Annotated in this window: 14 protein-coding genes; 3 read left to right on the forward strand and 11 right to left on the reverse strand. The window is 33.2% G+C overall.

What is annotated here, in order from left to right:
* Nucleotides 1-10: 10 nt before the first annotated feature.
* On the reverse strand, nucleotides 11-1,918 hold the full coding sequence (locus OLM57_RS01050) for an ABC-F family ATP-binding cassette domain-containing protein (RefSeq protein ID WP_264565389.1): 1,908 nt from the start codon (nucleotides 1,916-1,918) through the stop codon (nucleotides 11-13).
* Between the two features lie 73 nt (nucleotides 1,919-1,991).
* Between OLM57_RS01050 and OLM57_RS01055 the strand changes: the two genes are divergently transcribed.
* Nucleotides 1,992-2,372, forward strand: a complete 381-nt coding sequence (locus tag OLM57_RS01055) for a DUF983 domain-containing protein (protein ID WP_264565390.1) — start codon at nucleotides 1,992-1,994, stop codon at nucleotides 2,370-2,372.
* Here OLM57_RS01055 and OLM57_RS01060 read toward each other — a convergent pair whose 3' ends face one another.
* From OLM57_RS01060 to topA, 7 genes are all read right to left on the reverse strand, one after another.
* Nucleotides 2,373-3,422 carry an NAD(P)/FAD-dependent oxidoreductase gene (locus tag OLM57_RS01060; protein ID WP_264565391.1) on the reverse strand — a complete coding sequence of 350 codons (1,050 nt, stop codon included), beginning with the start codon at nucleotides 3,420-3,422 and terminating at the stop codon, nucleotides 2,373-2,375.
* Between the two features lie 94 nt (nucleotides 3,423-3,516).
* Nucleotides 3,517-4,494 carry a gliding motility protein GldN gene (gldN, locus tag OLM57_RS01065; RefSeq protein ID WP_264565392.1) on the reverse strand — a complete coding sequence of 326 codons (978 nt, stop codon included), beginning with the start codon at nucleotides 4,492-4,494 and terminating at the stop codon, nucleotides 3,517-3,519.
* Between the two features lie 50 nt (nucleotides 4,495-4,544).
* Nucleotides 4,545-6,101 (reverse strand): gliding motility protein GldM, encoded by a 1,557-nt coding sequence (gldM, locus tag OLM57_RS01070; RefSeq protein WP_264565393.1) that lies wholly within the window; start codon nucleotides 6,099-6,101, stop codon nucleotides 4,545-4,547.
* A gap of 49 nt (nucleotides 6,102-6,150) precedes the next feature.
* Nucleotides 6,151-6,783, reverse strand: a complete 633-nt coding sequence (gldL, locus tag OLM57_RS01075) for a gliding motility protein GldL (protein WP_264565394.1) — start codon at nucleotides 6,781-6,783, stop codon at nucleotides 6,151-6,153.
* A gap of 43 nt (nucleotides 6,784-6,826) precedes the next feature.
* Nucleotides 6,827-8,230 (reverse strand): gliding motility lipoprotein GldK, encoded by a 1,404-nt coding sequence (gene gldK / locus OLM57_RS01080; RefSeq protein ID WP_264565395.1) that lies wholly within the window; start codon nucleotides 8,228-8,230, stop codon nucleotides 6,827-6,829.
* Nucleotides 8,231-8,499: 269 nt separating this feature from the next.
* A complete protein-coding gene (locus tag OLM57_RS01085; protein WP_264565396.1) occupies nucleotides 8,500-9,651 on the reverse strand; it encodes a formimidoylglutamase in 1,152 nt (383 codons plus the stop codon).
* Nucleotides 9,652-9,654: 3 nt separating this feature from the next.
* Nucleotides 9,655-12,174, reverse strand: a complete 2,520-nt coding sequence (gene topA / locus OLM57_RS01090) for a type I DNA topoisomerase (RefSeq protein ID WP_264565397.1) — start codon at nucleotides 12,172-12,174, stop codon at nucleotides 9,655-9,657.
* Between the two features lie 342 nt (nucleotides 12,175-12,516).
* On the opposite strand from topA, the gene OLM57_RS01095 reads away from it, so the two are divergent.
* Together OLM57_RS01095 and OLM57_RS01100 are read left to right on the forward strand one after the other, a co-directional pair.
* On the forward strand, nucleotides 12,517-14,100 hold the full coding sequence (locus OLM57_RS01095; protein ID WP_264565398.1) for a glycerol-3-phosphate dehydrogenase/oxidase: 1,584 nt from the start codon (nucleotides 12,517-12,519) through the stop codon (nucleotides 14,098-14,100).
* A 112-nt stretch (nucleotides 14,101-14,212) separates the two neighbouring features.
* Complete coding sequence (locus OLM57_RS01100; protein WP_264565399.1) at nucleotides 14,213-14,635, forward strand: CBS domain-containing protein; 423 nt, start codon at nucleotides 14,213-14,215, stop codon at nucleotides 14,633-14,635.
* A 58-nt stretch (nucleotides 14,636-14,693) separates the two neighbouring features.
* On the opposite strand, the gene rpe is transcribed toward OLM57_RS01100, so the two are convergent.
* From rpe to OLM57_RS01115, 3 genes are all read right to left on the reverse strand, one after another.
* Nucleotides 14,694-15,356, reverse strand: a complete 663-nt coding sequence (rpe, locus tag OLM57_RS01105; protein WP_264565400.1) for a ribulose-phosphate 3-epimerase — start codon at nucleotides 15,354-15,356, stop codon at nucleotides 14,694-14,696.
* Nucleotides 15,357-15,581: 225 nt separating this feature from the next.
* The gene (locus OLM57_RS01110) at nucleotides 15,582-16,445 is read right to left on the reverse strand and encodes an RNA polymerase sigma factor RpoD/SigA (protein WP_026707723.1); all 864 of its coding nucleotides are present in this window, start codon (nucleotides 16,443-16,445) and stop codon (nucleotides 15,582-15,584) included.
* 222 nt (nucleotides 16,446-16,667) lie between these two features.
* Nucleotides 16,668-16,907 (reverse strand): hypothetical protein, encoded by a 240-nt coding sequence (locus OLM57_RS01115; RefSeq protein ID WP_264565401.1) that lies wholly within the window; start codon nucleotides 16,905-16,907, stop codon nucleotides 16,668-16,670.
* Between the last annotated feature and the right edge of the window lie 131 nt (nucleotides 16,908-17,038).

Genomic DNA, 17,038 nt, shown 5'->3' on the forward strand with positions numbered 1-17,038 from the left:
GCTTTTTTTATTATTGATTATCTATTTCTTCCTGAACGATTTCCCAATCGAGAAGCAATTTATCCAATTCTGCCTTCTTTTTATTGTAAGCCATAAAAAATGAGGCGTCCTCGATATGCTTATCATAATTGGAAGCTAGCATTTTGTCATCTTGTTGAATGTCTTTTTCTAATTGCTTAATTTGACTTTCGATTTTACTTAATTTATTCTGTAGTGCTTTCCCTTTTTTCTGATCTTCATAGGACGCTTTATTGCTTTCTTTGGAAACAGTAGCTTTTAGAGCATCTTTTTTCTCTACTTCACGCATATTTTCCATATTACGCTGCTCCAAAAAATAATTGATATCCCCCAAATATTCTTTGATTTTCTGGTCTTTGAATTCGTAAACCAAATTCGACATTCCTTGTAGAAAATCCCTATCATGAGAAACCAAAAGCAAAGTCCCACCAAATTTTTGCAAGGCCGCTTTCAAAACATTTTTAGATTTAATATCCAAGTGATTTGTTGGCTCATCCATCAACAAAACATTTATAGGCTGCAATAACAATTTGCAAAGAGCCAAACGATTTCGTTCTCCTCCCGAAAGTACTTTTACTTTCTTCTCTACATCATCGCCTCTAAACAAAAATGACCCTAGCATGTCCCGCACTTTCATACGATTGGTATCCATAGCGGCATCTTCCATAGTTTGCAATAACGTAATTTCTCCATCAAGGTATTCGGCTTGATTTTGGGCAAAATAACCCAATTGTACATTATGCCCTAATTTTATCGATCCTTGATATTCAAATTCATCAACTATAGCTTTTATAAAAGTAGATTTTCCTTGACCATTTTGACCTACAAAAGCTATTTTACTACCTCTTTCAACCAATAAATTAATATCTTTAAGAATGATTTTATCACCGTAGCTTTTGGTAACATTTTCAGCCTCTACCACCACTCTACCCGGTTCTTTTGAAACTGGAAAAGTGATATTCATAACCGAATTATCATCCTCATCCACTTCAATACGCTCGACTTTATCCAATTTCTTGATTAAAGATTGTGCCATAGACGCTTTTGATGCTTTGGCACGGAATTTTTCAATAAGTTTTTCCGTTTCTTCTATTTTCTTAGCTTGATTCTTTTGTGTAGCCAATTGCTTTTCACGAATTTCGTGACGTAATTCCAAATATTGAGAATAAGGTTTATTAAAATCGTATGCTTTCCCAAGCGAAATCTCTATAGTTCTATTAGTAACATTATCTAAAAACATTTTATCATGCGAAACAATTACAACAACTCCAGGGTAATTTCTCAAAAAACTTTCCAACCAAATAATACTTTCAATATCCAAGTGATTGGTTGGCTCATCCAGCAATAAAACATCGTTGGCTTGCAGTAACAATTTGGCCAATTCAATACGCATTCTCCATCCTCCAGAAAACGTTTCTGTTTGATTATCAAATACCTCTCTTTTGAAACCCAAACCTAAAAGAATTTTCTCAGTATCACCAACATAATTATAGCCTCCTAACAATTCAAATCGGTGTGTATAATCGGATAAATCTTCGATAATTTGACTGTATTCTTCACTTTCATAGTCGGTGCGCGTAACCAATTGATGATTGATTTCAGCCAACTTTTTTTCTACAATTTTTATTTCAGTAAAAGCTTCATAAGCTTCCTCAAGCACTGTTCTTCCTTGTTCAAAATCAATATCCTGGCGTAAGAACCCCATTCGAACTTCTTTCTCTTGCGAAATAACACCAGAATCTGGAGCAAAATCTTTGGCAAGTATTTTTAACATCGTCGATTTTCCGGCACCATTTTTTCCGACAAGACCAACACGGTCACCTGCACCCAATCTAAATGTAACTTCCTCAAACAAATAAGAACCTCCGAACGAAACCGATAAATTATGTATATTAAGCATTTATTATGTTTTTATTCCTTTTTGAAATTGTACTTTTGTGACTATAAAAAAAGAAAAATTAAATTTTTTGCAAATGTTAAAAAAAGGATCCAAATTAAATAGCATTTTAACAGGAACTTGTCCTAAATGTCAGAATGAGAGTATGTATTTGGATAAAAATCTACTGCATTTAGGTTCTGTCCTCAAAATGCATGAAAATTGTAGTCATTGCGGTTTAAAATATCAAATTGAACCCTCTTTCTTTTATGGCGCAATGTATGTAAGTTATGGATTGAATGTTGGTATAGGAATAGCTGCGTTTATTATTTCATATCTGATGTTTCATTCCAGTATAAAAACTTCTTTTATTATAATTATTGTCACTTTAATTATTTTATTCCCAGTTGTATTGAGATGGTCAAGAAACATATACATCAACATGTTTGTATCCTACGATCCAAAGACAAATCAATAATTATTTACTTTTTTTATCGAATCTCTTGATATCGATTTCTTTATCCAAAGGAATATTGTTTTCGATACTATCATATAAGGCCTTTGCCATTGCAGGACCGAGCATTACGCCTCTGGTTCCTAATCCATTCAAAATATGAATTCTGTCATAGCTGGGATGACTACCAATCAATGGTCTCCTATCCCTAACCGTAGGCCGAACGCCAGCAAAATGTTCTATAATCTCAAAATCACACGAAATAATTTCACGGATTCGCTCTATTAGTTCTAATTTTCCTTCATCAGTTGGCAAATCCGACTTATCTTTCCAGTTATAGGTCGCTCCGACTTTGAATAAGTCATTACCAAGAGGCAAAATAAAGACACTTGTATTCACAATTACATCCAGATCTAATAAAGGTGCCTTAATAATAAACAGTTCTCCTTTGGTTCCATCTAAGGGTAAATAATTAAAAAAAGGATTAGAATGCATTCCAAATCCTTCAGCAAAAATAATATGCTTTGCTTTGACATCCTTATAACTAACACAATCTTCTTCGACTGCCAATAAATTATAATCGAAGTTTTCACACCGCAAAAGAAGATTAACTTTTAAATATTTTGAATATTCTTTTAATAATAAGGCAGTATCAACATATCCTGTATGCAAAACTTCACCATAACCAAATGGAGAATCGATTCCACTGAATTTTTTAAAAAGTAAATGAGGAGACAAAAAAGGAGATAATGCGACCTTATCAGAAGCAGAAAACCAATTATTCTGTTCTTCAATCGAATAAAACTTTCTTAAAATAGGCATTTTAAAATCAAAAGTAACATCAATTCTTGACTTCAGATTACAATAAAAATCGTTCATAAATACCAATTGCTCTTTAGCTTTCCAAACCTCACTAAATCTTTTTAAAATTACCGGATTGTACAAACCTCCCGCTATTTTGGATGAATTTTGAGATTCATTTTCAAAAACAAGTATGCTTTTTTTATTTGACAAAGCCACTTCAGAAAAAGAAATACCAGCCAAACCACAACCAACTATTATATAATCTAACATATTTTTAAACATAGATAGTTAAAACACAAATAAGCTAAATAAAAAAAACTCTTACCTAAGCAGTAAGAGTTTGTCTTATAAATAATTATGTAGATTAATAATTCCACATATCATGTTCAAAGTCACGAATTTTATCTTTAATTCGTTCTGATTCTAACAATTGATTTAGTGCGTTTTCATTCACATATTCAGTAATTAATCGATCGCCATATACATTTTCTTCTTTATAAATAATTCCAGCAAACTGACGTGAATCCAAAATTCTATCAAAAGATATTGGCATAGCAGAATTTTTTTCATTAAAGGCCAAATAATCATGTAAGTAATCACGAATAGAAGGATAAAAAATCCAGAATAAATCAATATAATCAGGATTGTCAGAACCTACTTCTCTTGCTTCTGGAGCAACAGGGCATATACCAAGCAAACGATATTTTAATTCAGATTGGCGTTTATCAAAATACCAATACCCTTTTAATTTATAACCAGTAATATCTTGGGCTGTTAGCTCCTTTTTATCAATAAATTGAGGATCTAAAACTCTAGCTGGAGCTGCAGGAACAACTACTTTAACTTTTTTACCTTTTACGGTTTTATATGTAGTTGTTTCTTTTGGAAAATAAGCATCGTGATTGGCATTTACTTCTTCTCTACCTGCGTTTGTGGTATCTATATAAGTAAAAGAACTGCTCATATCCTTTAGGGTTTTTTTCGTATTAAAATAATCATCAGCATAAACTTCAGTTATTTTATTGGTTTTAATCCCTTTTATTAGAACATCAAACAAAGACCTTCTACCTTTTCCAATATTAGTGGAATCAATAGGAAAATAAAGCGGAAAATTAAATCTTTCACTTAAGTCAACTATCTCCCAAGTTGTTTTCCCCATTAGTATATCTCTATCATCTACATATCCGTAAGCTAATGGCTTATCGTTGTCAAGAGATACTTGAGATTTAGTCTTAACGCCTATTTGATCAGGAGTTTTAGCATTCAGCAAATTAGATTGTGCAAAAGAAGAAAAACTCCCTGCTACAATTGCAATAACCAGAACTAAATTTTTAGTCTTCATTTGTATTAATTTTAAGTAATTTAAGCTAATTTATAAAACTCCCTTAAATATTATTGAATTTCGTAAATTACAACAGCTGTTCTTGAAAGCATGATATCAGAACCTACTAATTTTGTTTTAATATCAGAAATAGTAACTTGATCTCCTCTTGTTGCTCTAGCCAAAGCAGTTTTGCATTGTGCATTAACTCGGTCTCCAGAAACAATAACCGCAGCTTGACCTGCTACTTTCAAAGTAAAACCAACCACATTTAATTGTACATTAAAATCAAAATCAGGCAATTTAGCAGATATCTGAGAAACTTCTAAACGTGACTTAGCACCTTTAACAACACCCATTTCTCCACCAATAGCACCTACTGGAGGTGGAATACCTTTAATTCTGAAAGATTTTTTATCTGATACTTTAGAACCATCAGGAAGCGTACCTGTTACGTTAATAACAACTTCAGATCCTTGTCCTGGGTTCATATTGTATGCACCTGGTTTACCAGCAGAACTTAATCCTGGAGCGGATGCGCTAACTTTGTCAGACGAAATACCAGCAAACGTAATTGTCATAGGATTAATTACACCTCTATAAACTACATTCATTTTATCAGCAGAAATAGTAGCAGAATTTGGTTTTGGTACCACTACATAATTTCCTTTAATTGGAATAGCAACAGGTTTACCGTCTTCCATGAATGTAAAATTACCACTTATGTCGTGTTCTCCTACATTTCCAGCACCAAAACTAAAATCAACTTGTCCGTCATGCAAAGCTGAAGATAGATTTATATTACCGCCATTTACGACTACTTTTGTAGGCACTGTAGATTTGTCAAATCGTCCTAAAACAATTTTCCCTTTTACTGCTTCTCCTGCAAAGAAAGCTGATTTATCAGGAATAACAATTGCAGTATAATTTTTCATAGATGCAGCTGCAACAGCAGTATTTCCAGTTAAGGCATTAAAAACATTTGTTTCAGTTCCTTTAATATCGTTTTGCTCAGCAGTTAATTTAGCAACAGAAGCAATCAATGGAAAATGTTTGAAATTATAATCCAAATATTGCTTCTTTACGCCTTCTTTGTCTTTAACATCAACCGTATTAAAATCAGCATCAATTTTAGTTACAATATCTTTGTATTTAGGGTTATTTCCTAAAGCAGATTTCATACCTGACTTATAGCTATCAATTGCAGCCATAATTTGTTTCCCCTTAGCCGATAATCCATCACCAGAAAACCAAGCCTCATCTAATTTAGATGAGTTATCCATAGTTTCGTATGGTAACTTACCATCTTCTTTTTCAATATCTTTTGTCAAATCAGTTTTTAAACTACCTAAATAGTCATAAAAAGTTTTAGTCACCTCTGAAACTTTAACAGCTGTAGCATAAGGAGCAGCGTATTGCTGAGGCTTATCTTGTGCCTTTGATTGTAAATCGGCTAAAATAGCCTCATTGGATGTTAAAGCTAATGAGTTTACTGTTTCAAATTTTTCATTTATTAAACCAAAAGCAGACAATACTTCTTTTGACATATTTAATGCTAACATTGCGATAAAAACCAAATACATTAGGTTTATCATCTTCTGTCTAGGGGTTAATTTTCCTCCTGCCATTTTTTCTAATTAGTTTGTTATTAATAATTTAATATAGTTAAAAAACCAATTATCCTTTATTACTCATTGCAGAAAGCATACCACCATAAACATTGTTTAATGAAGCAATGTTTGCAGTCATAGATTGCATTTGTTCTTTTAATTTGCTTGCATTTTCAGCAATTTCTTGATTAGCTTGAGCATTTCTTGAAGCACTTTCTAATTGTACTTTATACAAACTATTTAGAGACTCCATCTGTGCAGCTGCCATAGACAATTCTTCACTGTATTTTTTTGTTGCAGAAATAGAATCAACTGTTGGAGATATATTTCTAGAAGCATCTTCAAAGTTTCTGATACTAGTACCTAGACTAGACATTAATTCTCCATCAATTTTGGCTTCTTTAAGCATAGCATCCAATTTTGAAGACAACATTCCGTCTGCATCATCAGAAGCAACTTCTTTTACTGCAGTTTTTTCACCGCCAGCCAGCTCAGGATAAACTAATGACCAATCCAATTCATGATCAACAGGCTCAAAAGCAGATAGAGCAAAAATACAAGCCTCAGTACAAAGACCAATAATCAATAATATACTAGCTCCGGGATAATGTTGAATTTTAAAAAGCGCTCCAATAATTACTACTGCCGCTCCCATTCCATAGGTGAAATTCATTGTTTTTTTGCTCAATAATGCTGCCATCTTTATTTTTTTTTAGGTTAATTTTAAATTTATTTTATTTAGGTTATTTTTTACTATTTCCAGTTGTTTGTGTACCCATATAATCTTGTACAGTTCTGAATCCTATATAACTTCTAGCCGAATCAGAATATTCAAAAGCTCTTGTACTTACTTGAAGGAAATAAGAAACATCTTTCCAAGAACCTCCACGAACAACTTTTCTCTTGTTAGAATTATCAATTACCGCAGGATTCATTGTCGATACAAATTCATATGAATTAGCATCATAAGCAGAATCAGTCCATTCTGAAACATTCCCAGCCATATTATACAAATTGTAACCATTTGTTTCATAAGATTTAGCCTCTACAGTATATAAAGCTTGATCAGCTGCATAGTCACCTCTATTTGGTTTGAAGTTAGCTAAGAAACAACCTCTATCACTTTTTGTGTAAGGCCCACCCCAAGGAAAAGTAGCTGATTCCAAACCACCCCTTGCTGCATATTCCCATTCAGCTTCTGTAGGTAATCTAAAAGCATTCACATTATCAACATGGTTCTTTTTAGATTTGATATAACTATTTTTATTCAAAGTTCTCCATTCACAAAAAGCCTTAGCCTGTCTCCAGGTCACACCAACAACTGGATATTCTCCATACGCTTTATGCCAAAAATAGTCATTATGCATAGGCTCATTATATGAGTATGCAAAATCTTTAATCCAAACTGTTGTATCAGGATAAACCTTAACTTCTTCTGTTCTGATAAAATCTTGTCTTTTACCAACCTTAGCTTTAGCTGCAGCTTGAATATCCATCCAAGTATAACGGAATTTTAGTTTATCTACATCTATTGTTCTTAAACCATTATAAGAAGCTTCTAATGGCAAATACATAGAGTCCATTACTTCAACGTAATATTCATCAGGATATTTTTTAGTATCAGTTACTAATTTAGCTTTTCTATTTAGTCTTTTATAAGCATTTGGATCTTTGTCTGTTCCAATACTATAATAGTTATCATACATATACTTATCATAAGCAGACATTTTTTCAGGATCAGAAGCGTCATTAAAGGAATAATCTCCAATACTACCGGAATTTTTACCTTTCGCATTAGCCGCTCCAGCTTTTTGTCCGCTTTCTTCCGCAAGAATAGCCAATCTGAAGCGAATAGTTGAGTCTTTTACCCATTCTACAAATTGACGGTATTCACTATTAGTGATTTCTGTTTCATCCATATAAAAGGATCTAACTGTTACTGTCTTTGTAGGAGCATCTTCTACATTAGCTATATCATCATCTGATTTTCCCATGATAAACGATCCACCAGGAACTAAAGTCATTCCATAAGGTTTTTCAGGATGCCATTTTGCTCCTTTAACACCAACCAACTCTCCTTTGTCGCTTGATCTACCACAGCTAATTAACACTGTTAAAATTGCTGTAAACGCAATGAAATTCTTCATAAAATTTGGGTTATCTATTCATTATTATTCAGACTGTAAACCTATTTATTTTTTATCTAAAAAACAATTCTTTTTATTAGTCCTATTTATTTGGTCAAAAGTAAATTAAAAATTCTAAAAAAAAAAAATTTTATCGTCAAAGTGCTAAAAAAGAGGGTTGAAAAACATATTTGTGTAAAATTTGTAAGTATTGAACAAATATTTAAACAATTCACACAAAATTAACGTTTTAAACATTGTTTTAGCATTGCCAAATAAACACCATATCGTTATATACTATTTTTTCGCTGTGCTTTCCACCACCTTTCAGGCATTTCTTGGTTACAAGCAGATAAATATTCTTCATAAGAACACGGTAATAACGTATTTTTCTTTAACTTATTGCTCCCATTTGAAACAAACGGAATTTCTATCCACCATCGGTCAGTTTTATCACTTTTGTAAAAAACCAAATCTTCTTCTTCCAGCGGAACAATATATTTAAGATAATTTTCTTTACTTCCAAATGGGTATTCGTTTGATCTGTAATGATATCCTTCTATAAAATACCAAAATATTTGAGCAATAATCACAGATTCTTGATTTGAATTGTTATGATTAAAAACACCAAATGAACTTACTTTATCACTAATTCCTGCATATCTTGCCAAAGAACAAATCTCTTTTCCATTAAATCCATTTGGATTAAAGGGCATAAAATTACCTGTATCGGATGATTTTATTGAATTTAAATCAATACTAACCAAATCTGCATCTCTAAAAACTGGCTCTGCAACAGCTATATGACTTGACACTTCGCCTAATCTATAGGCGTCAAAGAACAATTTTTCAATCAAATCAATTTCTTCCTGTGAGTTATAATAGGTTTGATAACCAATATTACAATAATTAAATAGATTATTGGGCTCATTTATAATAATTTTGGTTAAAAAAGAATCTGATGCAATTACTTCATTTTCTTTACCAAAGTCAAATTTACTATCAATAGAAACTAAATTGACCATTTGTTCCAAATCATCATACGCTCTATACAAAGCATAGGTTAGATCCTGAGAGCCTCCTATAATAATTGGAATTATTCTTTTCTTGATTAAACTTGATACTATTTTTTTTACAGCAAAATAAGTGTCTTCTTTAGAATTTCCTTGAAGAATATCACCTAAATCGGCAATTGTTGCATTCCAATTTCCTGGATACATACTGTATAGTTCTTTTCGGATTGCTTTAAGATCAACCTCATATATTGCATTTTTATCACCACGGTTTTCAAGAACACCAATTATAGCAATATCAATTTTATCCAAATCTGGAACTTGCTCATTAGTATGCAAAACGACCTTACTTCCCAAATGCTGGGAAGATAATCCTAATATATAATTTAGAATTTCATTTTCTATTGGTACTAAAAAATCAAATTCCATTCTTTATTTCTTTTTTACAACTGCTTTTTTAACAGCGGTCTTTTTAGTTGCAGTTGTTTTTTTAACTGCAGTCTTTTTAGCGGGTGTTTTCTTTGCAATCATATCTCGAACTTGAGATAATGTCAATTTTGTAGCATCAACATCTTTACTTAGTTCTATCTTAATTTTTCCTTTTGTAATAACCGAACGACCCCAACGTGCTTTTTCTACCAATATCCCTTCTTCTTCCCAATTATGCAAAACCTTATCAATGTTCTTTTGCAATTTATCTTCGATTAATGCTTCCACATCTGATTGAGACAAATTATCAAAATTATATTTCTTGCTTACGTTTATAAAAATTCCGTTCCATTTTATAAAAGGACCAAAACGACCAGTTCCTTTTTGAACCCCTTCCCCTTTATAAACAGCAATAGGTGCATCGGCAATTGCTTTTTCATCGATTAACTCCTGAGCTCTTTCTATGGAAACATCCAATGGATCTTCTCCTCTTGGCAATGAAATAAAAACCGAACCGTGACGCACATATGGGCCATAACGTCCATTGCTTACCTCAACTTCTTCTCCTTTATATATACCTAAATTTTTTGGAAGCAAAAATAACTTCAAGGTTTCTTCCAGAGTGATGTTTCCAATATTTTGCTCAGACATTAAACTTGCAAATTTCTTTTCCTCGTCATCTGCTGCACCAATTTGGGCCATTGGACCAAATTTTCCTAAACGAACAGAAACAGGTTTTCCTGAAACTGGATCGACTCCCAAAATTCGCTCCCCGCTTTCTCTATCAGCATTTTCCTCAACATCTTTAACTGTTGGATGAAATTGATCATAGAATTCCTGCATCATTTTTGTCCATTCAATATTTCCCTCGGCAATTTCGTCAAAATCATGTTCGACTTTTGCCGTAAAATTATAATCCAGAATATTTCCAAAATTCTTAACCAAAAAATCAGTGACGATTGTTCCAATATCTGTCGGAACAAGTTTTCCTTTATCAGAACCGGTATTTTCCTTCAGCACTTTCTCTCCTACTTTTCCTAATTGCAAAGTAAGTTGCGTATAATTTCTTTCATGCCCATCCAGATTCCCTTTTTCAACGTAATTTCTATTAATAATAGTAGAAATCGTAGGCGCATAAGTAGACGGACGTCCAATACCTAATTCTTCTAATTTTTTAACCAAAGATGCTTCGGTATATCTTGCAGCTGCACGAGAATATCTTTCGGTTGCAGTAATATAGTTGTTTTGCAGCTTTTCATTCACTTTCATTGCAGGCAACATTCCTTCCTGCTCCTCTTCGTCATCATCATGCCCTTCAAGATACACTTTTAGAAATCCTTCAAAAAGCAAAACCTCACCAGATGCTGTAAATATCTCTTTATGATTATTGGCTTCAATTTTTACATTGGTACGCTCCAGTTTGGCATCACTCATTTGAGAAGCTAGAGTTCTTTTCCAAATTAAATCATAAAGTCGTGCTTGATCTCTATCAATATCAACTGTATGACGTGACATATCTGTTGGTCGAATAGCCTCATGAGCTTCTTGTGCTCCTTTGCTTTTATTTACAAAAGTCCTTGGATTGGAAAATTCTTTTCCATAGGATTTAATAATTTCAGCTTGAGCAGCATCCATCGCATCTTTAGACAAGTTTACACTATCCGTTCTCATATAGGTTATGAGTCCAGCTTCGTACAAACGTTGGGCCAATTGCATTGTAATACCAACTGGTAAATACAATTTTCTTGCGGCTTCTTGCTGCAATGTTGAAGTTGTAAAAGGCCCTGTAGGTGATTTTTTGGTAGGTTTAGTTTCTAAATCTGCTACCTTATATATAGAGCCGATATTTTTATTCAAGAATTCTTCGGCTTCTTTTTTCGTATTATAATTTTTTGGGAGCTTTGCTTTAAAAGTTTTTCCAGACTCATTGGTAAACTCTGCAACTACAGAATAGGTTGCAACTGCATTAAAGTTTTGAATTTCGCGTTCTCTTTCAACAATCAAACGAACAGAAACAGACTGTACCCTTCCTGCAGACAATCCCCCTTTTATTTTTCTCCAAAGTACAGGAGACAATTCATACCCGACTAATCGATCTAGTACTCTTCGTGCCTGTTGCGCATTTACAAGATTATAATCAATTTCACGAGGATTATCAATCGCTTTTAAAATTGCTGATTTTGTTATTTCATGAAAAACAATTCGTTTGGTTTTTTCTTTTTTTAGTTTTAGTTCTTCTGCAAGATGCCAAGAAATAGCCTCCCCCTCTCGATCCTCATCACTTGCTAACCAAACCATATCGGCATTTTTGGCTAACGTTTTTAATTTGGATACTAATGCTTTTTTATCGGATGAAACTTCGTATTTGGGTTTAAAACCATTTTCTACGTCTACACCTATTTCTTTAGAAGGCAAGTCGGCTATATGCCCATAACTTGACTCTACTTGATAATCACTTCCTAGAAATTTTTCGATTGTTTTTGCCTTTGCAGGTGACTCAACTATCACTAAATTCTTTGCCATGTTGCTTTTGTTTGAATCGCAAAAGTAATTTTTTTTTTCAAATATCAGCCTTTCATTGTTTTTAAAAGCAATATAAATCGTCAAATAGACCTAATTGGACGTCAATATCAAAGATTGATTTAAAAAACTAAACCATTAATGTGCTTCTTTTTTAATTTAAATAATATCAAAGTCTATCCAATTTCATAGATTTCAATTACTAAATATTTACAACCATTTCCTCTACTTCTTCCGTATAAACAAAATTCATTTACACTTAATTTAAACTCATAAAATCGAAACATTCCTTTACAAATTGATTAAATTTACTATGATTAATCTCCTCCATTACCCAAATAATTTATGAACCGAATAGAACAGTTAAAAAAATTGAATTCAGATAACGATTGGGACTTCATAATAATTGGAGGTGGCGCAAATGGTTTGGGTGCAGCAGTAGATGCCGCATCCAGAGGATTCAAAACCCTACTCTTAGAAGCTTCAGATTTTTCAAAAGGCACATCAAGTCGAAGCACAAAATTAGCGCATGGCGGAGTTCGATATTTAGAGCAAGGTAATTTAGCATTAGTCGTTGAAGCATTAAAAGAAAGAGGACTAATGCTAAAAAATGCTGGTCATTTAGTCAAAAACGAATCTTTTATAATTCCAAATTATAATTGGTGGGGAGGTTTATTTTATACAATTGGATTAAAAATTTACGATCTATTGGCTGGTAAATTGAACTTAGGAACATCTAAGTATTTATCTCGAGAAAAAACCATAGAATTAATACCCAATATAGAACAAAAAGGGCTTCAAAGCGGCGTGATTTACCATGACGGCCAATTTGATGATTCAAGACTTGCTATAAATCTTGCACAAACTGCAATTGACAACGGTGCCTGTGTGCTCAATTATATAAAAGTTATACAATTGATAAAAGACAGTAACAATCAAGTCATCGGTGTTATAGCAGAAGACCAAAAAACTCAAGAAAAATGGAAAATAAAAGGCAAAGCTATAATCAATGCAACAGGGGTTTTTACCAACTCAATCATGAAAATGAATGACAAAGAGTATAAAAAATACATTGTTCCGAGTCAAGGAATACACTTAGTATTTGATAAATCTTTTATATCTAGCGAACATGCTCTAATGATTCCAAAAACCAGTGACGGCAGAGTTCTTTTTGCAGTTCCATGGCATGACAAAATAGTTATTGGCACTACAGACACTCTCGTGTCTACATCCAGTCTTGAGCCAATTGCACAAGATGAAGAAATTGATTTCATATTAGAGACCGCACAAAGATTTTTAACTAAAAAACCAAATAGAGCTGATGTATTATCCATTTTTGCAGGTTTACGCCCATTGGCAGCCCCCGAAAAAAAAGGACAATCCACCAAAGAAGTCTCCAGAAGCCATAAAATAATAGTTTCAGAAACCGGATTGATAACTGTAACTGGAGGGAAATGGACAACTTATAGAAAAATTGCAGAAGATATTGTTGATAAAGCTATCAAAGTCCATCGATTGGCAAATAAAAAATGTGCAACTGAGCACCTTTCAATCCATGGAAATCAGAAAAATAGCGACATTGATTTTGAAAATCATTTATTCGTCTATGGAACCGACAAGGATTCTATTCTAAAACTACAAGAAAACGAACCCCTTCTCAAAGAAAAGCTGCACCTTAATTATGAATACACATTGGCCGAGGTAGTTTGGGCAATTCGGTATGAAATGGCAACAACAATTGATGATGTTTTAGCAAGACGGGTTCGATTATTGTTTTTAGATGCACGCGCAGCAATTGCCTGTTCCAACAAAGTTGCTAATTTACTGGCCAAAGAATTAGGGCATAATGAAGATTGGATTCAAAATCAATTGACAGAATTTAAATCACTTGCCAATGGATTTCTTTTGAAAGAATTCCAAATTGAGTAAATGCTACACACTTAATATTATATCCAAAAATAGTTTTAAATAACAACTGATAAACATCATGTTTTAGGATTTTTTACTGTTTTAAATTTACATATAATTAAAAAAGAGTGTTATGAGACATCATGTTCCAGTGTCAACCATTATGGCAAAAAATATTATCAAGCTTACCATTTCTGATGATTTAACCAAAGCGGAATCTCTTTTCAAGCATTATAAAATTCGACATATTCCTGTAGTGAATGGAGCTACAATAATTGGGATGTTGAGTTATACCGATTTATTACGAATTTCTTTTGCTGATGCGGTAGATGATGATGAAGAGATTGTAGATACTACTGTTTATAATATGTTTACGGTAGAGCAAGTAATGGCCAAAAAGTTAATTACTATTTCGCCAGAAACTACAATTAAAGAAGCCGCCGAAATATTGGCCAGTAAAGAATTTCATGCATTACCAGTATGTGAAGGACACTTGTTGGTAGGGATAGTAACCACTACCGATTTAATCAAGTATTTAATTGACCAATACAAATAAGTGTTTACTAAAGAAGAAAGTCCCAATACTGCTTTATGCATATTGGGACTTTTGAATTTTATAGGGTTGTCAATTTTTTCAAATCGGCAATAGTTTCAGTTGGATTTTCGGCTTTGAAAACAAAACTTCCTGCAACAAGTACATCAGCACCGGCTTCAACCAATTGCAAAGCATTTTTATTGGTGACACCACCATCTATTTCTATAATTGTATTGGCTCCTTTTCTGGTAATCAAATCTTTCAGTTTTTTTACTTTAGCATAAGTATTTTCTATAAAAGACTGCCCTCCAAAACCTGGATTCACACTCATAATACAAACCATGTCAATATCATTGATTACATCTTCCAATAAATCTACATTGGTATGAGGATTTAGTGCTACTCCTGCTTTCATTCCTTCCGCTTTGATGGCCTGAAGTGTTCTGTGCAAATGTGTACTGGCTTCGTAATGCACGGTTAAAATATCTGTTCCTAAATTCTTGAAGGTTTTAATGTATTGATCTGGATTTACAATCATCAAATGTACATCAACTGTTTTTCTGGTGTGTCTTGTTATTGCTTCGAGAACGGGCATCCCAAAAGAAATATTGGGAACAAAAACACCATCCATGATGTCAATATGAAACCAGTCGGCTTCACTGTTGTTAATCATCTCGATATCACGTTGTAAATTGGCAAAATCGGCTGCCAAAACTGACGGAGCTATAATTGTATTCTTCATTTTGTAGTTTTTACGTTGGGATGCAGTGAAGTGCATCTTTACATTTGTGTTGTTTATTTTTTGCAAAGGTAATATAAAAAATAAAACTCCGGTAATCAGCCGGAGTTTCAATCATCAATCAAAAAACGAACAGTTAATCAGACTGTTGTTTACTTTAAAAAGTTTCAAGTTTAAGGTTTCAAGTTCTTTGGAGCAACCTGAAACTTTAAACCTGAAACAAATATATTATCCTAAATACGTTTTCAAGATTTTACTTCTGGAAGTATGTTTCAATCTGCGAATTGCTTTTTCCTTGATTTGACGTACACGTTCGCGCGTCAGGTCAAAAGTTTCTCCAATTTCTTCCAATGTCATTGGGTGTTGATCACCTAATCCGAAGTACAAACGCACTACATCTGCTTCTCGTGGAGTCAATGTTTCTAGTGAACGCTCAATTTCGGTACGCAATGATTCGTGAATTAATTCCCTGTCTGGATTTGGTGATTCACCAGAACGCAATACATCATAAAGATTTGAATCTTCTCCTTCTACTAGTGGAGCATCCATAGATAAGTGACGACCAGAGTTTTTCATAGACTCTTTTACGTCATTTACAGTCATGTCCAGTTCTTTTGCAATTTCTTCAGCAGATGGTGGACGCTCATTAGATTGCTCTAATAACGCATACATTTTGTTGATTTTATTAATAGAACCAATTTTATTTAAAGGCAAACGAACAATACGGGATTGTTCTGCCAAAGCTTGAAGTATCGATTGACGAATCCACCATACAGCGTATGAAATGAACTTGAAACCACGAGTTTCATCAAAACGTTGTGCTGCTTTTATCAAACCAAGATTTCCTTCATTGATCAAATCGGGAAGAGTAAGACCTTGATTTTGGTATTGTTTGGCTACCGAAACTACGAAACGTAAATTGGCTTTTGTCAATTTTTCTAGGGCTCTCTGATCCCCGGCTTTAATCTTTTGAGCTAATTCTACTTCTTCGTCAGCGGTAATAAGGTCAACTTTTCCAATTTCTTGTAAATATTTGTCTAATGAAGCGGTTTCACGATTGGTAACCTGCTTGGTGATTTTAAGTTGTCTCATGTTTTTGTCTCCTCAATTTTTTAAGTGTACAAATGATTATACGTATGGAGTTTCGAAAAAGTTACAAAAGAGCTGTTTATTTTTTGAATTAAATAAAAAAACCTGCCTCAAACGGTTTGAGACAGGTAATTCTAACTAACTTAATTGTTCATTGGAAAGATTAGTTTATACAAGAAACAGTCCGAAATGGCATGGACTATTTTTTATCAGTTGCAAATGGTATTACTCCATTTCTTCGAGATTTATAATTCTATCAAATATTTCTTTTAAAAATAAAATCATAAAGAATACTCCTCCCGCTAAAATTAAGTGGTCTGTTGTCAGTTTAAATGGGTCGTCAAGTATATCATACAGGCTTGGAATAATCAAGCACAATGACGCTATGAGTCCAATCCATGGATTGACTTTGTTAAAGATAGTTTTGAATTGCATATTTCTTTGGTTGTTAAGTTCTAGTCGCATGTTATGAGTTTTTGTTTTTTTTTCTAAAGTAAAAGTACATTGGAAACTACCATTTTATTCAGCGAATGTCACGAAGGCAATATTTAATGTCATGAAATACCCTAAAGCTTAGTACATCTCTTCTGCGGTCA

Source organism: Flavobacterium sp. N3904, from assembly GCF_025947305.1.
Lineage (GTDB): Bacteria > Bacteroidota > Bacteroidia > Flavobacteriales > Flavobacteriaceae > Flavobacterium.